At 37.1% G+C, this 24,521-nt stretch carries 20 protein-coding genes and 3 tRNA genes; 11 read left to right on the forward strand and 12 right to left on the reverse strand.

The annotated features are described in order from the left end of the window. The 8 genes from IW16_RS07125 to IW16_RS07160 form a co-directional block, all read right to left on the reverse strand. Entirely contained in the window at positions 1-1,683 is a 1,683-nt protein-coding gene (locus IW16_RS07125) for a S8 family serine peptidase (RefSeq protein ID WP_034741518.1), read from the reverse strand. An 89-nt stretch (positions 1,684-1,772) separates the two neighbouring features. Next, the gene (locus IW16_RS07130) at positions 1,773-2,390 is read right to left on the reverse strand and encodes a WbqC family protein (protein ID WP_034742701.1); all 618 of its coding nucleotides are present in this window, start codon (positions 2,388-2,390) and stop codon (positions 1,773-1,775) included. 65 nt (positions 2,391-2,455) lie between these two features. Then, entirely contained in the window at positions 2,456-4,102 is a 1,647-nt protein-coding gene (gene lepB, locus IW16_RS07135; RefSeq protein ID WP_034741520.1) for a signal peptidase I, read from the reverse strand. A gap of 80 nt (positions 4,103-4,182) precedes the next feature. Further along, a complete protein-coding gene (gene dapB / locus IW16_RS07140; protein ID WP_034741523.1) occupies positions 4,183-4,884 on the reverse strand; it encodes a 4-hydroxy-tetrahydrodipicolinate reductase in 702 nt (233 codons plus the stop codon). Between the two features lie 70 nt (positions 4,885-4,954). Beyond that, positions 4,955-5,614 (reverse strand): DUF5683 domain-containing protein, encoded by a 660-nt coding sequence (locus IW16_RS07145; protein ID WP_034741525.1) that lies wholly within the window; start codon positions 5,612-5,614, stop codon positions 4,955-4,957. Then, positions 5,614-6,504, reverse strand: a complete 891-nt coding sequence (locus tag IW16_RS07150) for a ParB/RepB/Spo0J family partition protein (RefSeq protein WP_034741528.1) — start codon at positions 6,502-6,504, stop codon at positions 5,614-5,616. The genes IW16_RS07145 and IW16_RS07150 overlap by 1 nt, the downstream gene beginning before the upstream one ends. 121 nt (positions 6,505-6,625) lie before the next feature. Then, positions 6,626-7,399, reverse strand: coding sequence for a ParA family protein (locus tag IW16_RS07155; RefSeq protein WP_034741531.1), 774 nt, complete (start codon positions 7,397-7,399; stop codon positions 6,626-6,628). 167 nt (positions 7,400-7,566) lie between these two features. Next, positions 7,567-8,403, reverse strand: coding sequence for an energy transducer TonB (locus IW16_RS07160; RefSeq protein WP_034741534.1), 837 nt, complete (start codon positions 8,401-8,403; stop codon positions 7,567-7,569). Between the two features lie 399 nt (positions 8,404-8,802). On the opposite strand from IW16_RS07160, the gene IW16_RS07165 reads away from it, so the two are divergent. The 5 genes from IW16_RS07165 to IW16_RS07185 all read left to right on the forward strand — a co-directional run bounded on the left by IW16_RS07165 (position 8,803) and on the right by IW16_RS07185 (position 16,125). Further along, a complete protein-coding gene (locus tag IW16_RS07165; RefSeq protein WP_034741536.1) occupies positions 8,803-10,404 on the forward strand; it encodes a hypothetical protein in 1,602 nt (533 codons plus the stop codon). 79 nt (positions 10,405-10,483) lie between these two features. Further along, the gene (locus IW16_RS07170; RefSeq protein ID WP_034741539.1) at positions 10,484-12,340 is read left to right on the forward strand and encodes a hypothetical protein; all 1,857 of its coding nucleotides are present in this window, start codon (positions 10,484-10,486) and stop codon (positions 12,338-12,340) included. Positions 12,341-12,514: 174 nt separating this feature from the next. Then, positions 12,515-13,342 (forward strand): N-acetylmuramidase domain-containing protein, encoded by an 828-nt coding sequence (locus IW16_RS07175; protein WP_034742704.1) that lies wholly within the window; start codon positions 12,515-12,517, stop codon positions 13,340-13,342. 500 nt (positions 13,343-13,842) lie between these two features. Continuing rightward, entirely contained in the window at positions 13,843-14,637 is a 795-nt protein-coding gene (locus IW16_RS07180) for an FkbM family methyltransferase (protein WP_034741544.1), read from the forward strand. 9 nt (positions 14,638-14,646) lie between these two features. After that, complete coding sequence (locus IW16_RS07185; RefSeq protein ID WP_034741546.1) at positions 14,647-16,125, forward strand: lipopolysaccharide biosynthesis protein; 1,479 nt, start codon at positions 14,647-14,649, stop codon at positions 16,123-16,125. On the opposite strand, the gene IW16_RS07190 is transcribed toward IW16_RS07185, so the two are convergent. From IW16_RS07190 to IW16_RS07205, 4 genes are all read right to left on the reverse strand, one after another. Continuing rightward, on the reverse strand, positions 16,118-17,164 hold the full coding sequence (locus IW16_RS07190) for a hypothetical protein (protein WP_034741549.1): 1,047 nt from the start codon (positions 17,162-17,164) through the stop codon (positions 16,118-16,120). The genes IW16_RS07185 and IW16_RS07190 overlap by 8 nt on opposite strands. A gap of 71 nt (positions 17,165-17,235) precedes the next feature. Further along, on the reverse strand, positions 17,236-18,090 hold the full coding sequence (locus tag IW16_RS07195; protein WP_034741552.1) for a glycosyltransferase family 2 protein: 855 nt from the start codon (positions 18,088-18,090) through the stop codon (positions 17,236-17,238). 112 nt (positions 18,091-18,202) lie between these two features. After that, positions 18,203-19,603: an aspartate ammonia-lyase gene (gene aspA / locus IW16_RS07200; RefSeq protein ID WP_034741555.1), complete on the reverse strand. Its 1,401-nt coding sequence runs from the start codon at positions 19,601-19,603 to the stop codon at positions 18,203-18,205. A 70-nt stretch (positions 19,604-19,673) separates the two neighbouring features. After that, positions 19,674-20,699 (reverse strand): N-acetylmuramoyl-L-alanine amidase, encoded by a 1,026-nt coding sequence (locus tag IW16_RS07205; protein ID WP_034741558.1) that lies wholly within the window; start codon positions 20,697-20,699, stop codon positions 19,674-19,676. 135 nt (positions 20,700-20,834) lie between these two features. Here IW16_RS07205 and IW16_RS07210 point away from each other — a divergent pair. The 6 genes from IW16_RS07210 (at position 20,835) to IW16_RS07235 (ending at position 24,518) form a co-directional block, all read left to right on the forward strand. Further along, positions 20,835-20,919, forward strand: a tRNA-Ser gene (locus IW16_RS07210). Positions 20,920-20,954: 35 nt separating this feature from the next. Next, positions 20,955-21,029, forward strand: a tRNA-Pro gene (locus IW16_RS07215). A gap of 32 nt (positions 21,030-21,061) precedes the next feature. After that, a tRNA-Arg gene (locus IW16_RS07220) sits at positions 21,062-21,135 on the forward strand. A gap of 437 nt (positions 21,136-21,572) precedes the next feature. Further along, positions 21,573-22,850 carry an erythromycin esterase family protein gene (locus tag IW16_RS07225; RefSeq protein WP_034741562.1) on the forward strand — a complete coding sequence of 426 codons (1,278 nt, stop codon included), beginning with the start codon at positions 21,573-21,575 and terminating at the stop codon, positions 22,848-22,850. Then, a complete protein-coding gene (locus IW16_RS07230) occupies positions 22,850-23,752 on the forward strand; it encodes an ABC transporter ATP-binding protein (RefSeq protein WP_034741564.1) in 903 nt (300 codons plus the stop codon). Before IW16_RS07225 ends, IW16_RS07230 begins: the two co-directional genes overlap by 1 nt. Then, the gene (locus IW16_RS07235; RefSeq protein WP_034741568.1) at positions 23,745-24,518 is read left to right on the forward strand and encodes an ABC transporter permease; all 774 of its coding nucleotides are present in this window, start codon (positions 23,745-23,747) and stop codon (positions 24,516-24,518) included. Before IW16_RS07230 ends, IW16_RS07235 begins: the two co-directional genes overlap by 8 nt. Positions 24,519-24,521: the final 3 nt, after the last annotated feature.

Raw genomic sequence — 24,521 nt, forward strand, 5'->3', positions numbered from 1 at the left:
TTATTTTTTAACAGCCTTTTTTACGGATTTCGCAGGCTTCTTGGAAACAGAAGATTTTCCGTTGTAGAAATTCGTGTAAGCGTATTCTGCTGCTTTTTGAAGATCTATTACTCCTCCCGCCTGAGAATATTCAGGAAATTTGTTTTCAGTATTAGGGTTACTTGACTTAACCAGCGCTTCAATAATCTGATCTGGTTTCAGATTCGGCATATAAGCTAATAATACAGCAGCTGCTCCCGCTACTACAGGAGATGCCATAGAAGTTCCCTGAAGGTATTTATATTCGTTTTTAGGCACAGTAGAATAAATCTGTTCACCCGGTGCAAAAACGTTGACCATTTTCTTGTTGTAGTTAGAGAAATCTGCTCTCAGTTCATTATTTCTGTTGGTACTTGCTCCTACAACCAATACATTGCTCACAAAAGGTTTCTCATCTGTAACATTTTTAAAGTTGGTAGGAAAGGCAAGATGCTCTGCTACGTCTTCATTTTCATTACCGGCAGCTTTTACTAAAAGTACGCCTTTATCTTCAGCATATTTAAAAGCATCCCATACTACATTCTTTCCTGGAGACACTGGTTTTCCGAAGCTCATATTTAAAACTTTAGCACCGTTATCAACTGCATATCTGATGGCATTGGCTACATCCTTATCTCTCTCATCTCCGTTTGGAACAGTCCTTACAGACATGATTTTAGCTACTTTGGAGGCTACCCCATACTGCACTTCTTTCCCTTGAGGAAGACCGGCAATAATACCAGCCACGTGTGTTCCGTGTTCTGCATCAGCTCCTTCATAATGATTGTTTCCGTAGCTCTTCTCAGAGTAGTCATCATAGTTATCCCCTACAATTTCTTTTCTTGGATCATAGCTTAGGTCATACTGCTTGGATTGTGGTGCATAGTGGTCAATTGCTTCTTTCATCTGCTCTTTCATCAGTTTTTCAAAATCGGCAGAAGACTTTCCTTTGAATTCCGGACTTTGGGAAACCTGTCCCAGAACCTGAGCCGCAATTGCATCTTTCTGATCAGTCGGAGGTTTAATTCCAGCCAGAGTTTCCGCTGTAACAGGCTTACCGCCTAATAGCTTTACCATATTAGGGATAATACTATTGATCATCGTATAGGTCTGCAAACTCTGTTTTGCCTCAATGCTTTTTTTGTTGAAAAGCTCTTTAGCTTTCATATACATCGCAAAATCTTCAGGCATTTTAGCCTGGTTAGCTTTATTCTTTGCAGAATCATCACCTTCAAATAGAGGCTTATATTTAGCAACTACTCTGGTAACCTCCATATTGTCGATATCAATATCTCCGTTTTTTCCGCCGATAAAGTTCCAGCCGTGCACGTCATCGATATATCCGTTGCCATCATCATCTTTTCCGTTTCCGGGAACTTCATTAGGATTGGACCATATATTTTTAACAAGACCCGGGTGATCAACCTGAACACCACTGTCTAAAACACCTACAACAACAGTTTTAGGTTTAAGGCCTTTTGATTCTAAATATTTATATGCATTTGCCGTATTTACTCCATAAACTTTCGAGGTTGAAAAATCTTTATGATACCAAGTCATCAGATCTTTATCTTCATTTGGATCAATGCTCTTAGACTGAGCTTCCTGAGCGTAAGAGAAACTAAGGCCAGCAAAAAAAACAGCTGCTAATAATACCTTTTTCATATGTTGATATTTATTTTTTTCTAAAGTCACATGCAATCGCCAATTTCATTGAGTCATTTTCAAAAAATTTCTTTAATGGCGACTTCATGTCAGTATGATTGTTTAATATTTTTTATATAAGTCAGAGATTCAGGACCTTTGTTACAGATAAGATCTAAAATCGACAAATCTTCTATAAATCCAAGTTTATCAGAGAAGGTCTGGTAATATGCTTCCAATTGAAATTCGGAAGGATGTTTTGCAGAAAATTTTTCTCTGAAATTAATACTTTCAGGATTTTTGATATATTCTTCATTCAAAGACTGTGCCTTTTCTGTTTTAAGGATTTGCTGTATAATCCCGAGTGCTTTAAGATTGAAATCAAGAAGATTTTTCTCTTTCAGATCATATATTTTTTTAAGCTTATCTTCATAATACTCAAAATAAGGCGAACTCTGATAGGCCGTCTTAATAGACTTCCAGTGCAGGCTTCTCCAGTCTTCCCGGTAAGAGATCTCTGTATCTTTAAATTCTCTTTTCCCACTATGGTTGATGGGAATAATCAAAGAAAGTTTCCCGTTCGCCCCATAGATATTCGTTCTGTTTCTGTAGGTCTGTTTTGGAAAATTTTCAAACTGTTCAAATATAATCTCGTTTTCAGGATTTAAAAACACTGAAAACCATGAAATCGGGGGCATATAAAATACCGGCAATAATACATTTGTCATATTCATTATATTAAAAATGAAGTATTTTTTCAAATACTTCATTTTATCTTTAGGTTTTAATTAAACTATGCTTCGTTTTCTTTTTTACTCTTTCCGAATAATTTCATGAAGTATTCCCATCCGAAGAAGAGTATAAGAATCATTGCAGCAATCCACCAGTATGAAGTTTTATTAGCTTCTCCTGTGTTTGTTGCTTTAAACATTCTATCCCAACGAACTTTGAATGGAGCCTGATATGTAGAGCTGCCGTCTTTGAAAGCTCCCTGAATGCTCATCCATGTAAACATAGGTTTTCCTACAATATTTTCTTCCGGAACGAAGCCAAAGAATCTTGCATCGAGTGAAGCATCTCTGTTATCTCCCACCATCATATAATAATCCTGTTGAATAGTATATTGGGTTGCTTCTTTACCATTGATAAAGATCTTACCATTTTTATTTTCCAGACTGTTATGTTCATACTCAGAAATAATCCATTTGTATTCTGGCAGAGTTTCCTGATTAAGTGTTACAACATCTCCTTTTTTAGGAATTCTTAATGGTCCGTACCAATCCTGGTTCCAGGCTTTATTGATTGGGAAGATAGACTGTGTAGTATCTATTTTTGTTTTCGCTTCGTCTCTATAATATACAGCCGCTTCACCTTTTGGTGTAACGTCCTCTTTCATATCAATTACCTGAGGAAGTCCTTTTATTTCTTTAGCTACTTTATCAGTGAGTCCCTGGAAGGCATATATATACCCTTTTTCACCCTGAATTTCCTGTACAGGTAAGAATCCATAAGTGTTATATAATGCCGGAATATCCAGCTGGCTTCCTGTATTCACAATATATCTGTGCTGTACTTCCTGATCTCCCAGAACCGTTTCCGGTTTTCCGTTCACAAAAAGTCTTCCTGCTCTCATTTCAAAAGTATCCCCCGCAGTGGCTACACATCTTTTAACATAAGGATCTTTTCTGTCGATGGCTGTATGCACAGAATCACGAGGATAGTTGAATACAACAACATCATTTTTCTGAGGCTTACCGAATTGGAAAATTCTTGTATAAGGAAGTTTTATACCATCTACATAAGATTTTGGATCATCTTTTGGATTCCCTTTCTGTCCTGTATCCATAATGGTCCCCTGAAGGAATGGTATTGCAACGGGACGCATTGGCATTCTGTATCCGTAACTCCATTTGTTCACAAAAAGGAAATCACCTACAAGAAGTGTTCTTTCCATTGATCCTGTCGGAATCCCGAAAGGCTGCGTTACAAAAACGTGAATAATGGTTGCAAAAACAACTGCAAAAGTAATAGACCCCATGAAAGTATCTTTCTTTTTTGCACTCTTCTCTTCATCTGTAATAAACAGGTCGTTGGCATTTTCATCTTCTATTTCTACATCTTTAGAATAGTTTACGGTAGCCATATAGATAAATGGAAGGATCACCGTAAGAAGCTGGTGCTGAAAAAGAGTTTTTCCAAATTTTTTCATTAGATAAATATGGAAAACAGACATCATAATAGGCCCAACTATCGGAAGATAAGAGAGGATCGCCCACCATTTTGGATGCTCTGTTTCCTTTAAAATAATAAAATAATTATAGAAAGGAATAAATGCAAATAAGGGACTGTATCCCATTTTTTTGAACAGTTTCCAAGTGGAAATCCCCATCAGTACAGACAGAATGAGAACATATACTGTATAAGTTAAAAAATAATTCATAGTTTTCTTTGCCTATTCTAAATTAAATTTTGTGTTTAGCAACTCTTTATTAGTTCACTATTGAGCGTAATTGTTACAAATTAAAGTCCCAAAACGTCTTTCATAGTAAAGTTTCCTTTTTTGTCTTTGATCCATTCTGCGGCGACTACAGCACCAAGTGCAAACCCGTTTCTGTTGAAGGCAGTATGTTTTATTTCAATTTCGTCAACTTCACTTTTATAATAAACGCTGTGGGTACCGGGAACTTCATCTTCACGAATAGCAAAGATTCCCAATTCCTGACCCTGGGTTTCTTCCAGTTTCCAGGCGTTAAATTTAGGATTATTTTTGATGATCCCTTCAGCAATGGAAATCGCTGTCCCACTTGGGGCATCTTTCTTGTGGACGTGGTGAATTTCTTCCAGCTGACATGAGTATTCATCCACATTTTTCATGATATCGGCTACTTTTTCGTTTAGGGCAAAAAATAAATTTACTCCCAAGCTGAAATTCGAACCATATAAGAAAGCGCTATCATTGTCTACAGCAATTTTTTCAACTTCTTCTTTTTGCTCCAGCCATCCTGTGGTTCCACAAATTACCGGGATTTTATTTTCAAGACAGGCTTTGATATTTTCATACGCTACTTCAGGCAATGAAAATTCGATAGCGACGTCCGGATTATTAAGATTTTCAGCTGTTGGAGTTTCTTTTAGGCGGGCTACTATTTCATGACCTCTCTTCTGTGCGATTTCATCGATAATCTTCCCCATTTTACCATATCCAACTAGTGCTATTCTCATGTGATATCTTTATTTTATTATTGTCTAACGAACTTTTCAGTTCAGATGAACTTTATTAAAAATCTTACTTTTAAAATCTATAACTTAAACTTAAACCTGTTTTCGGAGTAGAAAATCCGTATTGATCCTGGATCACTGTAGGATTAAAAGTCAAATCCGGGTCATGGCGGCTTTCGTAAAGATGGGCATCTACCACGGCATCTACAATGTTCAGGATATAGATTAAGCCTGTAATTGCTATGGCGTAATCTCTCTGTCTTTTATATCTGTCCTGGGCATTTCCAAAAGCTTTTTTGTCCAGCCAAGGATGAGCATCCACAAACTCGTTCGGTGTTCCGTTAAGTTTGGCTACATAATATTCACGATATTTTTTGTACTGATTATTGCTCCAGATCGTATATCCAATACCTGCACCTACAGCACCCCATACAATAGGAATTTTGATGTATCTCTTATTGTAATACTGTCCTAACCCTGGAAATACTGCAGAATACAACCCTGCTCTTGTAGGGTTCAGTTTAATCGTTTTCCTTGTGGGCCCGTTCGCCTTTTCAAGATCTTCTACGATCTTTGCTTCTGTTTTCACGGATTTTGGAGGCTTTGCCGGTTTAGCAACAATAGCAACACTATCCTTCGGAAGAGGCCCTATACGAACTGTATCGACAGGAGTTACCTGCGAATAGGCGAAAGCAAAAGTGTACAAAAAAAAAGTGAAAAATATTTTCTTCATTATTTAATATGGGATAAAATATATTCCAGTTCTTCTTCATTTTTGAAGTCCAGGACAATTTTACCTTTTTTACCGTTTCCGGAGGTTTTGATCTCTACTTTTACGTCTAAAATATCAGCGATTGTTTTCTGGGCTCTTTTAAAATTATTGGAAAGCTCAGCATTTATTTTTTTCGCTGCCGGTGATTTAGGGTTCTTCAGGGCTGTTGCAGCCTGTTCTGCCTGGCGTACATTCAGTTTTTCTTTGATGATCAGGTCAAATAAAATCTGCTGGTGTTCTTCACTTTCTAGGCTTATAATAGCTCTTCCGTGTCCTGCTGAAATTTCCCCGCTTCTGATCGCATTCTGAATATCAGGATTCAGTCTTAACAGCCTGATAGAATTGGTAATGGTACTTCTGTCCTTTCCTACTCTCTGGCTCAGGTTTTCCTGTGTAAGACCTATCTCATCCAAAAGTCTCTGATAAGTCAGAGCGATCTCGATAGCATCAAGATCTTCTCTTTGAATATTTTCAACAAGAGCCATTTCAAGGAGCTCCTGATCGTTTACTAAACGGATGTATGCAGGAATCGTCGGAAGTCCGGCAATTTTACTTGCACGGTAACGTCTTTCCCCTGATATAATTTCGAATTTCTCCCCATCTTTCCTTAAGGTAACCGGCTGGATCACCCCTAAGTTTTTGATCGACAGAGCGAGTTCGTTTAATGCTTTTTCATCAAAATAAGTTCTCGGCTGGGTCGGATTGGGATAAATATCTTCCAGAGCTACCTCTACGATATTTCCTACAAACTTATCAGCTCCTTCATCGGTAGCGGAGTTGACACTCGCTTTGGATTCAGCACTTAAAATAGCGCCTAAACCACGTCCCATAGCTCTTTTTTTGTCCTTCATAGATATATTTGATAAATGATGGCTTAATTTTTAATTACAAATGATAATTGATAAGTCATGAATGATTGCTGACAACCGGATTCTGACACTCACCATTCATTTTACTGACTATTTACTGCTATTAATTTTTTACTAAATTTTCGTTTTTCAGCAAAACTTCTTCTGCAAGCTGAATGTACTGAATAGCTCCTTTGCTTTCTGCATCGTAGTTAAGGATACTTTCTCCAAAGCTCGGCGCTTCACTTAGTCTTACATTCCGGCTGATGATTGTTTCAAAAACCATGTCAGGGAAATGCGAATTTACTTCTTCAACCACCTGATTTGACAGTCTCAGTCTGCTGTCATACATTGTAAGAAGAAGACCTTCAATTCCAAGATCTTTATTATGGATTTTCTGCACATTTTTTACGGTATTCAAAAGCTTACCTAATCCTTCTAATGCAAAATATTCACATTGGATCGGAATGATGACAGAATCTGCTGCGGTAAGTGCATTTACTGTAATAAGCCCCAAACTCGGTGCACAGTCGATAATAATATAATCATAATCGTCTCTCACTTCTGCCAGTGCTTTCTTCAGCATATACTCACGGTTTTCTTTATCCACGAGTTCGATTTCTGCTGCGACCAGGTCAATATGTGAAGGAATGATATCCAGATTGGGAGAAGCGGTTCTTTTGATACAGGTTCTTGTATCTGCGCTGTGCTCCAATAGATTATAAGTAGAGTACTGAACATCATCTACCCCTAGTCCTGAGGTTGCATTAGCCTGTGGATCAGCATCAATGATGAGTATTCTTTTTTCCAATACCCCTAATGCTGCCGCCAAGTTTACAGCTGTGGTCGTTTTTCCAACTCCACCTTTTTGATTAGCGATACCTATGATTTTTGCCATTATTAGAACTTTAGGTTTCAAAAATACACTTTTTTCTTTGCTCTGTATGAGTGGCTAAATTCAAAATTGAGTTAAAGTATTGTTAATAAACAGTTTAACAATTAAAAAAATTATCCACAAAAAAAATTCTTTGTGGATAACTATTAAGATTTGTTTTTTTATCTCAATTATTCAAAGTTCATTGTGATTGGAAATTTGAAATAACTTCTTACGGATTCACCTTGTTTATTCTTAGCTGGTTTCCAGGTTCCTCCGATACTTTTAATCGTTCTCATGGCTTCTTTATTAAACTCAGCATCGCGACCGTCTGCTTTAATTCCGGAAATAGTTCCGTCCTTTTCTACCACAAAAGTAATGATGGTTCTCATGGTTTCTCCGGTCCCGTCAAATCCTGAACCGTCAAATTTACTGATTACCTTATTTCTAAATGAATCAATTCCTCCAGTGAAGGTAGCTTCAGAAGCAAGTTCGTCTCCAGTTGCTATATGGTTATCAGGAACTTTTGGAGTTGGTGGAATATAAGGTACTGCCGGTCCTGTTCCTGCCTGGGGCACTACGGGATGATAATTTGTTTTTGCAATAACACCATCCGCACTATTCACTGGTCCTGCGATTGCTCCTTCTATCTTTTCTACCACTTTTTCATTCGTTACATGTGCTTTTGGTTCTCCAAGACTGGCATCATAAGTTTTAACCTTCTGTGACTGAACTTCTGGTTTCTGAATTTGCACGGGCGGCTTAACCTGAACATCGGGTGGAACAACAGGATCCACCAACTCAATTATTACTCCGCCAGGACCTTCAGATACGACGTCCGTTTGAAATGCTGAAATTACAAACGGAGTCACTGAAATAGCAGCTAATAAACTTACCCCCACAAAAAGTGCTTTGGTTAGTATTCTATCTGATTCATTTCTTAATGCATAGGCACCGTATTCTTTGTTGCGGTGCTCAAAAAGAACTTCGTTGAAACGAAATTCCTGGTTTTGGTTTAGGTGTTTCATCACTATTAAATATTTAAACTGTTAAAATCAGTGATTATTAGTTTTAATGACTTTTTGCAAAAAGTTTAAAATCTCAATCAACAATCTTGCCATAAAATTGCATAAATGTTAAATATTTAACGAATAATAAGAAATATTTAATAAAAATCTATTTCACTGTATCAGAAAAGGTGATAAAATTGACTTTCAAGGAATAAAACGCCATGATTATTTAATAAAAATAGCCAACATTAATTACATTAAAACTAACATAAATTTAAAAACAGTGAAAACCACATTCAAAAACAGGAAAACCACTGTTGATTATTTTTTAAGACTGAAATACATTTGTACCATAGAAAATCGGGGAAGCTGAAAACCAAAAAGAGTAAGCAAAGAAAATTTTAAAAACTTATAATTATGCCAACTTTAACTCAAGAAGCAAAAACAAATTCATTAATGAGCATGCTTTTAAAGCAGGTCTATGACACAGTAACCAACGGAGGAAATCCTGAATCTTTAGGAACTGATGATTTCATTGCATTTGATCCGGTAGGGATTACGTTATCTGAAGATACTTTCGATTATGCACTGAATGGACTTTTCGGAGATGCACCTTCTCCAAAACCAATGCTGGACGGAACAGGAAAACCCATTCTTGACGCCAACGGAAATCCTAAAATTGACATGGAGGCTTATCAGAATGCTTTATCGAACAGCAAATTCAAAAAATATCTTCAGATGGAACAGTTTGCAGCAATGACTGACGCTATTCCTTCTCAACTTCCTCCACTTACTGAAGATGGAAAAGGACGAGCCATTACGATTATGAATGATTCCCAAAAGAGGGTTTCAAAAGTATATGAAGATCTTTTGCAATGGTCTGTCGTTGTAGATACAGATTTTGACAAAAAAATAGAGAAAAAACTAGATTCCCTGAGAGATAAGCTATTCAAAATAAAAAAGGTAAAGAATCCTGATTTTGACGAGAATGCTGCGGTAGATGACCTGAACAAGCCAGAACTGATTCATACTTTTGTAGCGCCTACTTACGCAAAATACGTAGAATATCAGATGAAGTATTATGATATCGTGGATGCAAACAACGAGATCAGAGTTGCTGCAGATAATGGTGACACTGATGCAATGGCTAAAGTTTCTATTGACGGAAAAAATATGAAAAAGCGTGAAGACGCTGCTCTAAAGGCCTGGCAGTCTCTAGGATACAAGGAAGCTGTAGAAAGAATTCAAAACTATCTGAGCGAAATCGAAGAAAAACATATGCTTGTGATCAAGAAAAGAATTCAGGCAGAATTCAGGAACAGCCAGAGAACCAGAATCTTAGATTACACCAATTATTCTCCCTGTATTCCTGTAGCAGCTAATGCCTTACGAGAATCAAAAGGATGGCCAGAAATTTCAATCTCCCAGGGAAAATCCAACTATGATTATTCTAAATCGATCCATAATTGGGGCGCTGCAGGAGGTTTCAGCATGGGATTATTCTCTATAGGAGCTAAGGCCGGAGGAAAGAAGGAAAAAACTCAGATCAATTCTGATTACACAAGTATGGATATTTCTTTCAAAATCGGAAAGGTAAGAGTAGAAAGAGGATGGTTTAATCAACAGTTTATCGAATCAAAATACTGGAAGCTTCACGAACAGTCTCCACAAACGCTGAACGGCGATATGATCAGTGACGGAAAAGGTAAAGGATTAATGCCATCGATCATCACAGAACTGATCATTGCAAAAGATGTTTCGCTGAACTTTAAAGACAGCAGCTCTGCGTACACTGAAGCTAAAAACTCAGTTTCTGCTGGCGGCGCTGTAGGAATAGGACCTTTTGTAATCGGAGGAAACTACAGCTACGACAACCAGAATGTAAAATCCAGCTATGAATGGGAAGGCAAAAAGCTTGTCTCAAAAGGAATTTACATCATCGGTTATAAATGTCACATTGTACCGAAATCTCCAAATCCAAACCCTGAGATCAAAAAATGGGCAGACGGAAAATCATAACCTAATATATCCTTCTCAATAAGAATAGCCGGCAGGAGTTTTTTCTGCCGGTTATTCACCTAAACTAAAAACTATAACCATGAAATATTTTGTAGCCGTCTACCAGAAGCTTAAGAATATCTATATGTCGCAGAGTTCCATGGAAAACGACCTTCCCATGATCTGCCCTTCTCTGCGGATATATGATAATGAAGAACTGGAGCTTTTAAAACCTCAGAGTCTTCTGAATGACGAACAGAAGAAAGCACTTTCGATCATTAAAAAGCAGAATGTAGCTTATGAACTGAACTCTGTTCCTATTTCGCCAAATTTCTGGGATCTGAATCCGAACAATTCTTTATTTGATATTTACAGGGATATCCTGGACAAAAACAATCTGAAAAATCTTGAAGAAAACCTTGATAAAGTCCTTAACAATAAAAGCACAATTCTTTTTGATGCTAAAAACAGTGATACCAAGGAATTCAAAGCTTATAAAAAGTACAGAACTTTATTTGAGGATGCCATCAATAAGGTGACAGACCACCTCCTATTGTTTGACGGGATTGACAGTGAGGAAGAAAAAAGTAACTGGAACGACAGGCTGATCAACCTGAATAATCTAAAAGAGCTGGCTTTTTCTGAATGGAAAGTAAAAGGAAGCAAAGACAGTATTGAAAAGGAACTGACAAGGATCAACAAATCATCTGATGCTGATCTTTATCTTGCTATGGCACAAAATGCAAAACATACTTTTGAGGCTGCAGAAAAAACAGATGTAATCAGCAATTCTTCGATCCATGACATCCATTTTATTCCTTATGATTTTATGGAAAATGAATCCGGATGGAACAGTATGCGTATTGAAAAGCATGAATTGGAAGACCTTCATTCTGAAGCGAAAAACAGCAACGAAAATATTCCCACAGAAATTTTATCAATAGATTATGATGAAAGTATGATCCAGGCGGTAGAAATGGATTATTCTTTTGTCCATTTAAAAAGAAACTGGTTCAACAAGAACTTTATGCTTTCCGATTATTTTGAATGGAACGAACCCAAAAAAATATCTGATGGGCAAACAATTTCCAACGATTTCAAGCTTCCTGCGTTTCCAAAAACCATGATCCTGATCAAAAACCTGAAAGTTATTCTTGATCCATCCATCATAAGCACCAGTGTAAGCAATAATGAACAGCTTGTTTATTTTGGACCCATGGTGATGAAACAGCAGGTTTTTGTCAACAAAAACAATAATCAAAGGTTCCTGAAAGCAATTACCAATGTGAGAACCATCAAATCTGACCAGCTTAATTATTTAGCTAAGAAAACAGCGATTACATCACCTCAGAAGACTAACGTAATGAATAGCTTCAACGCCAGAACTGCTGTACAACCTGGACCTGCAGAATCGTCTTTCGCCGGGAAAATAAATACAGGAAATATTCTGAACAATATTAAAAACTTAAGACCATTGACCCCCGTACCACATGGAGCCAGTCCGGTACAGCCTGCACCTCAACCTGCAAATCCTATTAATATTCCCTGGGGCTCCTGGGGTCCTAAATTCCCTACGATCCCGACACCTACTCCTACGCCAATTCCTATCCCTATTCCTCTTCCATCAGGATCTATGGTTCAGTTTAGAATTTCAGATAAGATCAACAATGACCCCATATACAAATGCGCCATCTCCATTAAAGGAACTAATAACAACCGAATATTCGAGATCGAAAGTAATGAAACAGGCATGATCAGCCAACTTATTCCTATTGGAGACTACAGCATTGAACTGAGAATTGACGACTACGCTATTTCAAATCAGAATTTCAGCGTGACCAATGCAATGCCTCTCAACCTGGAATACAAGCTTCAGAGAGAGGAAGTAAAGTTTAAATCATATTTCCTGATCGGGATGATCTGCGAGAGAATGCCTCAGATACCGATTAAGCAGTGATTTGAGAACTGAGAGTCAAGGGCCTAGAGTCAAGAGTCAAGATACTAGATTTCAGATGTCAGATGTTAGATGTTAGATTTTGAAGCTTATCAAAAATCATTCACTATTCACTATTCACTATTCACTATTCACTATTCACTATTCACAATTCACAATCATATAAAAATAACTGCCATGAAACTTTTAAAACATTATACAAAAGCGCCGGAAGTGCTAACGCTATGTGAACTCCTTTACGAGCTGGGATACCATATTAAGATCTCGGATTCATTTACATTGGAAGTTGATGAAGCTGTAAAGGATTTTCAAAGAAAAAACTCTTTAGTTGTCGACGGAATCGTCGGTGTAAAGACCTGGGCTGTTCTTCTTGAAAAAGATAACAAACCGATCAGTCAAACTGATAAATTCCTAAAGGAAAGTGATCTTATCAATTTCGCAAATGAATATGATCTTGAATTGGCTGCTGTAAAAGCTGTCAACGAAATTGAAAGCAGCGGAAAAGGATTTTTAATTAATAATAAGCCTAAAATCCTTTTTGAAGGTCATGTTTTCTGGAGTGAACTAAAGAAAAGAGGTATCGATCCCAATTCTTACTACAATTCAAACAGTCAGAACGTTCTGTATCCGAAATGGACAAGAGCTCATTACCAGGGAGGCATCAAAGAATACGACCGGCTCAATGAAGCAATCAGCCTCAACAACAGTCCAAACTTTGAAGAGGCTGCACTATCTTCCGCTTCATGGGGAAGTTTTCAGATTATGGGATACCATGCTAAAAACCTGGGATATACCGACATCCATCATTTTGTTTCTCAAATGGAACTCAATGAAGGTGAACATTTAAAAGCTTTTGGAAAATTTCTGGAGAAAAACAACTGTCTTGTTCATCTCCGAAATAAAAACTGGGCTGGATTTGCCAGGCTGTACAATGGTGCGGGTTACAAAGAAAACAGGTATGATGAAAAGCTTTCGAGGGCTTATTCAAAGTATTCTCAAAATTAGACAAGTTGATTTTTGTAAGCCGCAGGGGTTTTGTTTTGCAACTGTTATAAACCACCCCGTCAAAAATTCTCTGAATTTTCGCCACCCCTCCGAAGGAGGGGAATTTTCGTCGATTCAAGATTTGACATTCGTGACAACACAAATCTTTGAGTTTTTTTTACGTTCGTTGTCTCTTTTTCGCAAAGCATTTAACCTTAATATCCCTTAAGTTTTAAAAACTTTTATGACTTTTGTGGTTATTTAAAAGACCATTATTTATAATCATCAATTTAAACAGGAGCCCTTTTCATGGTTAATATCAATCAATGAAGACGAAATCCTATTTGAATATTTATTTTTCGGGAGCCGTCTTTATGGCAAAACCTCAATCTTCTAAAATTCAATTTTTTACAAAAACGAACTTAAAAGTTACAATTTGATAATCAATTGGTTATATTTATTATTTTTTAACATAGGTTTAACATTTTTGCTTATCTTTGCTTTTCGTCAAACAATTAAGGATGTCTTTATACCAAAAAATTGCAGAAAAACTACAATATATAAGTCCGGGTTTTTACAAGAAAAGATATTTTAAGAATTTAAACAGTCTTACAAAAGATAATTTCTCGGCAAGAAATGTAGAACCGGAACTGGTATGGATCAAAGATTACCTTCCAAAAAACGCTGTAATACTTGATATTGGGGCTAACGTGGGAACTTTTCTCTATCAATTGGAGAACAAGCTGAATCACGAAAACATTTACGGTTTTGAGCCGAACAAAAAGCTCTACCGACGCCTGAAAAGGCTTTTCCCAAGGATGAGAATACTTCCTTTAGCTCTTTCCGACGAAAACACGATCGCTGAATTTAAGGTTCCGATCATTAACGGCAGGCTGATTGCTTCCCGTGGAACTTTAAACACATCATATAAAGAAAAGGGTGAAGAGAAAAGCTATACTGAAAAGGTAAAAGTGATCAAACTTGACGAATGGGCTGCTATTGAGCACTTCGACAGGCTTGATTTCATCAAAATAGATGTAGAAGGAAATGAAATGAAAACCCTTTCCGGTGCTAAAGAAATCATTAAACAGTTCCTTCCGACATTAATGGTGGAAATGGAACAGAGACACCATGATAATCCCATCTGGAATGATATTTCTGAAGTAAAAAACTGGGGGTACGAAGCACAGTATCTTAACCGTGACCGTTTTAAGCTGGAACTTTTAACGGAAGAGATTTTACTGGACAACACAAACGACGAAAAAAACAAAACCAGCTATATCAATAATATTATTTTTACGCCAAAAAACCATTAAAAAAACATTATGAGTGTAGTAGCGAGACAGGGCTTCAAATATTCCATCATAGGTTATATTGGTTTTCTGCTGGGTACCATATCCGCGATTTTTATTTTTCCGTACAATTTTGAATTTTATGGAAAGCTCCGTTATATTCTTCCTACTGCAGAAATGCTTGTCCCTTTTGTCGTACTGGGCATTTCTTATTCGAATGTAAAGTTTTTTCAAAAGGTAGAAAAAGACGGTAAAAAGCAGAATATGCTTTCGCTGTCGCTGCTTATGGTTTTTATTAATTTTATCATTTTTACGGGCGTATTTTTTATACTCCCCTATTTTTTTCCAAAATTTCAACATACGGAAGCCTGGAAGCTTAAGGAGATGATACTTCCACTGATTCTTATTCTTTCTTTCTGTGCCATTTTCAACAAATATACCTCCAATTACAAAAGAATTGTAGTTTCCAATATTTTTGACAATCTTTTTCCTAAAATAGCCAACCTGGGTGCTTTCTGTCTGTCTGCTTATTTCATGTTTTCTCAGCAAACAGCATTCGCTTTCTTTTTCGGAATATTTGCTTTAATGCTGTGTGGATATATTTATTACACCAACAAACTTGAAAAGATACAGCCGGATTTTAATACCGATTATTTCAAGAAGGATAATTTCTGGAAAGAGTTTTTCAATTACAGTTTTTTTGGATTCCTTGGAACTTTCGGGAACTATCTGGCGATCAACAGTTTTATGATCGGTGAGTTTATGGGGATGGAAGAAGTTGGAATCTACTCAGTTCTGTATGCTTTGATCTCACTGATCTCAGTTCCACAGCTGGGACTGTTTAATATTTCTGCCCCTATCATCAGTAAAACATTGGCAGAAGGTAATATGGAGGAACTTGACCGATTTCACAAAAAGACGTCTCTGTCTTTATATTTCCTGGGTGCTGTCCTGTTTTCCTGCATTATGGTAGGTTTTCCTTATCTGACGGAGTTTATGCCAAAAAACGGAACTATGCTCAGGGAATACGAACCTGTGGTATGGATCTGGGGATCTGCCGTACTGATTGACCTGGCAACAGGATTTAACGGGAATATTATTTCGCTTTCAAAATATTACAGATTCAATATTCTGATCATGCTTCTTCTGGCAGGGCTTACTGTAGGACTGAACTATTACTTTATTAAAAATACGGATCTGAAACTGATCGGGATTGCTTTGTCTACAGCTATTTCTCTTACCACTTACAATGTGATCAAAATCGCTTTCAATTATTTTGTCTTCAAAGTATCTCCCCTTACGATTGAAATGATTTTTGTTTCTATTATCTGTACCTTAGCCATCACAGTTGCGATAGTGCTTCCTAATTTCAGCAATAATCTTATCAATCTTTTTTATAAACCGGCCGTTGTGCTGATATTGATCTATATCGGAAATCATTTCACCAAGGTATTCCCACTCGAGGATTATCTGAATGCAAAATTTTTTAAAAGTATTTTGAAATTTAAGTAGGTATCAAACCCGAAAGAACATCTTCAAGCTTTTTCAGAACTGTCTTTTTATTGTAATCTTTCTGGAAATCGAAACGGGTCTTTTTAAGCTCTTTAAACTGCTCTAAAACATTTTCCCTCTCAGGAATAATAAATTCTAATCCCGAAGAGTAATCATGCGGAAAAACAGCTATTTTGCCATATTTGATCGCATCTCCCAGGTTTCCTGTCATTTTTGTATGACCATAAACTTCTTCTCTGCTGAAAAATTCTGTTTTCTGCTGAATAGGACACCATAAAACATCTGCTTTCTGCATTCCTTTTTCGAAGTCAGTGTTTGACACCCTGTCAGAAAAATACTGGAAAGATACATTTTCGGGAAGTGTTCGTGAGAGTTTTTCAAGCTGTTTCAACTCGCTGTCTTTAGCTTTCCCCAGAAATATGAACTCACATTTTTCGTCGGTTTTTAAATGCTTTATTATTTTAAAAACATGCTGGTAATCTCTCCTCTTTTGAGAAACTCCTCCGGGAATCACAACGGTAAGGCTGCTGTTTTCGGGTTTTTCAAAATTTTCGCTGTAAAAAACGGGTAGAAATTTATAAATATCTGATGAGATTTCTTCATCCAGCACCAACAGACTTTTAGCATTCCGGTACGCTTTTGAAGTATAAAATAAGCCTTCTTTCCACCAAAGTTTTAATCTGTAAATTACATCTCCTTTGAAGATACTTTTCATCAGAGAAGCCTTTGATGCTATTGAAAAATTGATATTATGAACTATGACAGATGCATTATATTTTTGAACCAATGCATGAAAAGTGTTGAAATAACGGTGAACAGTTCCAATGATCACCAGGTCATATTTTTTTGACTTTAACTGTTCCATGATCATAGAACTATCGGATAAAAATACCGCTTCTCCCTTCTCTTCAACCTGATCTTTGATCTTTTTGGAAAAATAATAGTCTACGCTAAAGTCAGAAGAATCCTTCATGATACTCATGAAAGCCTGCGCAATCTCTGCATGGGTGTCTATTTCTATGTAGGCTATTTTTTTCAATTACGGGTTACGGGTTACGGGTTACGGGTTAACAAAGGTAAACTGTTTGGTTAAATCTTCAAGTTTTCTGATTACATTTTAAGCCATTTTTTCTTCAGCATTTTCCAACGCTGACCGTTGATGACTTTCTGCTCGTCTTTTGAAATTTTCAGTTCCAGCTTTTCTTTTTTGCACGTTTCGTAAGCTTTGATAATGTCAAAGAAAAAAGAGATTGATCTACTCTTTGCAGCTTCTTTTGAAGAGGCGATATAAGCCAGAAATCTATTAAGTCCCAAAAAATAAAAATATCTGCCGTAATAATCTGCAGGCCTAATGGTATAATCTGTTCCTTTCACTTTAATCAGTTTTACATGAAGCTCAGGAAGAACAATTTCTTTCCACCCCAGATTTGTCAACAGAATGGAATCTATATTATCCCATCCCAATGTTTCTCTTACTCCCCCCATTTGTACAAAACATTCTTTTCGGTAGGCTTTCATCGGACCTCTTACATGATGTTTATTAGAATTCCCTTCATATATCCACTGTCCATCTTTTTCTACGTACAGCAGCCCTCCAACAAGTCCGTATCTGGAGTGATCTTTAAAAGCTGTTTCTACTGTTTCCAGATAATTTTCCGGAAGAATAATGTCGGCGTCAAACTTACAGATAACATCAAATTCATTGATGTTCTGGGTCTTCAGTCCATTTTTAAAAGCATTTACGACTTTGGAACCTGGCTGATGAGCAGATTTTTGAAGATTTACGGTTGCAAAACGGGAATCGTGATCTGTATATTTTCTGATCACATCCTCTGTTCCATCTGTAGAACCGTCATTAACCACCACAGTTCTGAAATCTTTAAAACTTTGCTGTTGTAAAGAATCCAGTGTGAATGGAAGATTTTCTTCCTCGTTATGTGCAGGAATTATGATTAAAAACCTCACGTTTTAAAATTATGAGTGATGAATAAGTTGGTAATGATAATAAATGATAAGTGATAAATTACTGACCTTCAGTCATCATCCATCACTTATCACTGACCATTTGTAATGGGTTCTATTTGTTATGCGGTTTCAGCATATTTTTAGGATCAAGAATTTCATCTAATTTTTCCTGAGAAAGAATACCTTTCTCCAAAACAAGATTGTAAACGCTGTTTCCGGTTTCCAGAGCTTCTTTTGCAATCTCTGTAGACTTTTTGTATCCAATGTACGGATTTAGTGCCGTCACAATTCCGATGCTGTGTTTTACCATATTCAGACAGATCTCTTTGTTTGCAGTAATGCCCACTATACATTTTTCACGAAGAGTATCTAATGCATTGCAAAGGAAATTGATGTTTTCCATGATTGCATGAGAAAGTACCGGTTCCATCACATTCAACTGCAATTGTCCTGCTTCTGCGGCAAAGGTCACGGTAAGATCATTTCCAAAGACTTTAAAACAAACCTGATTCACCACTTCCGGAATAACAGGGTTTACTTTTCCTGGCATAATGGATGATCCCGGCTGCATTGGCGGCAGATTGATTTCAAATAGCCCTGCTCTTGGACCTGAAGAAAGTAATCTCAGATCATTACAGATCTTAGAAAGCTTTACAGCAAGACGCTTTGTGGCGGAAGAATAGATCACATATGATCCTGTATCCGGTGTTGCTTCAACAAGATTGGGTGCGGAAATAACCGGAAAACCGGTGATCTGAGCCAGGTTTTTTGCACAAAGAGTTGCATAACCTACCGGAGCATTCAATCCTGTACCGATAGCTGTAGCCCCCATGTTGACCTCTACAAATAGATTGGCATTATTATTTAATTTAGAAATATCTTCTTCCAAAGTAGCAGCGTAGGCTTCAAACTCCTGTCCCAAGGTCATTGGAACAGCATCCTGAAGTTGCGTACGACCCATTTTGATGACGTCATTAAATTCATTTCCCTTTGCACGGAAAGCTTCAACAATTTTCTCAAGCCTGTCAACAAGTCCAATATTCATATGAAGTAATCCCATTTTGATCGCTGTAGGATATGCATCATTGGTAGACTGGGAAAGGTTGATATGGTCATTTGGTGAACAAAACTCGTACTCGCCTTTATTTTTTCCTAATTTTTCTAATACGATATTGGCAATAACTTCGTTTGCATTCATATTGATTGAAGTTCCGGCTCCTCCCTGGATCATATCCACAGGAAACTGCTCGTGATACTTCCCTGCTACTATTTCATCGCAGGCTTCTGCTATTTTGAAATAAAGGTTTTCATCAAGCAACCCTAATTCATAATTGGTTTTTGCTGCTGCTTTTTTTACAAAAGCCAAACCTTTGATAAAGTCCGGATAGGAAGACAGAAGCTGTCCTGAGATCTTAAAGTTGTCGATCGCTCTCTGCGTCTGTACCCCGTAATAAGCGTTTGCAGGCACATTCAATTCGCCTAACAGATCGCTCTCTTTTCTGAAATTTTCCATTACAGATGTTTTAACTGTTTTTATTTTTAAATATAGCAAAAACGCATCTTAACCGATGCGTTTTAATTTTTTATTTCGCTGGATATTTTTGATTTAAAGCCTGGAGGATCGCCCATGTTTCGGCGTCCATGATTCCGTCATAATTCTGAGGACGGAAATGATACTGGAAGGCTTCGATTGTTTTCTTTGTCGCATCATCCCATTTTCCGCTTAAATCCAAATAGTATCCGAATTTCTGCAAGGTAGTCTGAACAAGGTAAATAAACGACGGATCTACATATCTTACTGAAAAATCTGCCTGTGCCAATGTCAGGAAGTTCTGCTTTGCTGTTTCGTCATACCACATTCCAAGCTGGTATTGATCATAAAGTTTTTTCCACGGAAACATAGGTCCCGGATCCTGTTTTCTTGTAGGTGCAATATCTGAATGAGCAAGTACATTTGTTGCAGGAATCTGATATCTGATAACGATATCTTTAGCCAGTGCCGCCACTTTCTTTATCTGATCATCACTGAATTCTGCAAATATTTTTTTTCCGGCAGCATCTGATTTATATCCTGTATTAACAATTTCAATTCCGATTGAGGTATCGTTAAGATTTTTATCATTTCTCCACGCACTAACTCCTGCATGATAAGAACGTTTATTCTCATCGACCAACTGATAGATCTCATTATCTCCTGTATTATTAACTAAGTAATGAGCACTTACCCCCTGCTGGGTAAGAACAGTAATGGATGTGTCGTCAGGAAGTGCTGTATAATGCAATATAAGATAACGCTGTCTGAAGTTCTGCGCAATGGAAGGAAAATAGGTTTTTACTACTTTATATCCTAAAGGTTTTGCTGATACTATGGAACCGTAACTTGCAGTATTATCATTTTTTGCCGGGTCTGCCAGATTGGTGGTAAAAAACTCCACACCGTGGTCGTTGGTAATTTTAGGTTTTTGCGTTTCGGCAACCGAAGTTTTAACTGCGGGTTTTGCCTGTGATACCGGGGTTTTCGGCTTGTATGTATTTTTTTTTACATTTTGTTGGGAAGTACATGAAAAAACAAAAGTACTTAATCCGATGATATATAATGTCTTACGCATCAGTTTATTTTTTTAATCATTTATCACCTCAAAAATACGCAAATTTTTCTTGAATTTTATTTGGTAAATAAAGAAATCTGTTCTATATTTGCACTCGCAATAACGGAACAACGATCATTAAAAAATAAGAAAAAAGGAGGGTTGCCAGAGTGGTTAATGGAGCAGTTTGCTAAACTGTCGACGTGCAAGCGTCGCAAGGGTTCGAATCCCTTACCCTCCGCTATTTTTTCTTTACCTATTATATTATATTATTCTCGGGGCGTAGCGTAGTCCGGTCATCGCGCCTGGTTTGGGACCAGGAGGTCGCAGGTTCGAATCCTGCCGCCCCGACTGTTTTAGTAGTTTTCTCAAAATTACTTAATGGGTGCGTAGCTCAGCTGGATAGAGCATCTGCCTTCTAAGCAGACGGTCTCAGGTTCGAATCCTGACGCGCTCACTTAAAAAGACTCACAATTTTCATTGTGAGTCTTTTTATTTTACAATCGTTTCCTGATAAAATCTACACAGAGAAAAACCAATAGTATAATCAGGACCGTTAAAGGTTCGAATTCTTTCGTACTGAATCAAAAAGACAATATATTTTTTTGTTTTATACCTTTTACCTATCTACAGATTGTAAATTTTCTTAAATCACAGATCTGCAGCTGATATTTTCAACTCACCCCTCCTCCACTTTCATGTTAACCTGTTCTCTTCAGTCCTAAAATTTAATCTTTATTCAAAAAGATCAGATGACAATTAGTCACCACTTATCTTTTGGCATTGTTTTCGTCCGTTACATAAATAATTCACACACCAGAGTAACATTATTTAGTGAAATACTACCAATTAAAGAAAACAAACGGAAATTCAGTAACCTGTAAATTCTAATTAATGAAGAAAATACTTTACGTTTTTATCATTTCTGTAATTGCCCTTTTTGTCCTTAACAAAATAGTATATCAGGAAGTTCCCGACAAAAATATAAAAGAACAGCTTTCAGAAATTGAGCGGTACAAGCATCCCGTGAAAAATATCTCCATGGATTACAGGGACAACAGTGATTTGAAAATATTTGATTCTATCCTGAAGAACAATAAGATTTTAATACTGGGAGAAAATACCCATATGGACGGATCCACGTTCGAAGCCAAAAGCAGACTTATTAGATACCTCCATGAAAACCTGAATTACAATGTAGTTCTTTATGAAGCAGGACAGTATGATACATGGATAATGAACGAAGAAATGAATTCCCACAAGCTAAGGACTTCTGCAGATTCCATCGGTGGTCTTGGACTGTTCGAATTCTGGTGGAACGCCAAAGAAACGCAACCACTGATCCGATATTATCAAAAAACCAAAACATCCGGCACCCCCATTGAAATCGGAGGTTTTGACATCCAGTTTTCAGGAACTATATTAGCATCCAAAAGGGGAAAGCTGCTGAAGGACTTCTTAAGCAGCAACAACGTCCATATTAATAATTTCCCCATTTTTAGCAAACACATCAACGAGCTCAATAACTTTATTCATCGAAAATATGTCAACCGGGTATTAAAAGGAAACCAAAAAAATGAACTCCTTCAAGAGATCTCCAAGCTCGAACAAACTGTTTTGAGGCTTGATAAAACTCCTGAAAACATAATGTATGCAAGATATTTCCACGACATAAAAGATAATATGACCAAAAACTGGAAATACAAACCAGGATCCATGCCGAGTATGCAGTTCAGGGATTCTCTGATGGCCAGAAATCTTATCCATCAGATCGATTCTGTTTATAAAGACAAAAAAATTATTGTTTGGTGCGCCAATATTCACTCTTTTGCAGAAAGATACAGTAGAGATTATCTTCCGCTAGGTTCTTATATCAGAAATAAATACGGAACATCGTCTTATATTATTGATTTCTCGTCATATGCCCAGCGAAACGAAACAGGCAGTATCTCAGACAAACCCGGAAAATTTGCCATTGAAAATATATTTCACAAGACAAAAACTCCATATTTTTTTCTTAACCTAAGAAATATTCCCGAAAGTTCATTCCTTAAGAAGGAATTTGTATCGACCATCAACCAGAAAATAGATATGAAAAAGAACTGGAGCCGCTCTTTTGACGGAATCTTTTACATAGACATCAATAAGACTTTAACACCAATCAAGAAATAATGGAAAGTATCAGCACCAAGGAACTGAGTTATACCATAGGTTCTAAAGCTATTTTAAACAATATCAGCCTGAATGTTCCGGAAGGGAGTATCTACGGTTACCTGGGAAGAAATGGGGCAGGAAAATCGACTACCATAAAACTTCTTTTAGGACTTCTGGAAGAGACCGGTGATAAAATATTCATCCAGAATAAGAGTTTAAAACAAAACCGCACAGAAATCCTTGCCTCAACTGGAAATCTGATAGAATCACCCTGTTTTTACACGAAACTGACGGTATTTGAAAATTTAAAATATCTGGACATTATTTTTGAAAAGGGAAATAAAAGAATTGATGAAGTTCTGGAACTTGTAGACCTGCAAAAGGAAAAAAAGAAGAAAGCAAGCGCGTTATCGATGGGGATGAAGCAAAGACTGGGAATTGCTATGGCCATATTTCACGATCCGAAGCTGCTGATTCTGGATGAGCCTCTGAACGGTCTTGATCCTCAGGGAATCTTTGAAATGAGAAAGCTTTTCCAACATCTGAACGAGCAGGGTAAGACTATTTTCCTTTCAAGTCATATTCTGAGCGAGTTAGAGAAAACAGCTACTCATATTGGAATTATAGAGGGCGGTAAAATGATTTTTCAGGGAACAAAAAACGAACTTCTGACCAGGGTTGAAAAGGATGTCATCCTGAAAGTAAACAACACCGAAAAAGCGGTTTCTGTTCTGCATGAATTATTTTACGTTTCGCAACACAGCCCCGGTAAGATTTCAGTAAGAGCCAACGACGACAAAAAATTCAGCTTACTCTTAAAAACGGTGATTGAAAACGGTATTGAGATCTATGACATAGAATCTCAGAGCACCAATCTTGAACAGATCTTTATTAACCTAATTTCTAAAAATCATGACTAATACTTTCTACAGGGCTTTTTCTTCTGAACAATATAAACTGTCAAAGAATAAGGAAATATTCGGTATACTGCTCCTTCCTGCTCTTATTATCTTCGCTGTTGACCTCTACAGCATCTATGGTATACTTACTGAGGGCGGAGCTGAAGAAGGAACTTCCAATCCCTGGAAGATGGTATTGGGAAAAACAGTATCCCTGTTTCTTTATATGCTGTACCCTATTCTGGTTTCTCTATTTGTACATGCCTGCTGTGATGTAGAGTACCGGAACAATAACTACAAGATACTTTTTACGATCCCTGTTTCAAAGTCAAAAATATTTGTTTCAAAGGTATTGTTTATGCAGATGACGGTTTGGTTTTCGATGATCCTGACGTATCTGGTTTTTCTTCTGAGCGGTTATTTTTTCAGTATAGCTTTCCCTGAGCTTGGATTTCAGAATTATGATTTCAGAGAAGTCATATTCTATGCTTTCCTAAAATTTACAATCACTCTTTCAGCCATAACGATGATACAGCTTGCTCTGAGTCTGACATTCAAAAACTTCATCTACCCAATAGGTTTCAGTATGTTTATGCTCGTTTTTTCAGGCCTTACGAATGAGAAAAAGTTTTCTGATTTTCTCGTATACACTGGAGGGTCTAAACTTTTTGGAAATCTAATGTTTGAAAATATTTCTTTTGAAAGGCTGGATTACTGCAATATCGCTGCTGTTTTTGTTTTTGCCGGAGTGAGTTTTTATTTGTTTGTGAGGAAGAAAGGGGGTTAGTTA

Origin of the sequence: Chryseobacterium vrystaatense, assembly GCF_000737765.1 — a bacterium.
Taxonomy (GTDB): Bacteria; Bacteroidota; Bacteroidia; order Flavobacteriales; family Weeksellaceae; genus Chryseobacterium; species Chryseobacterium vrystaatense.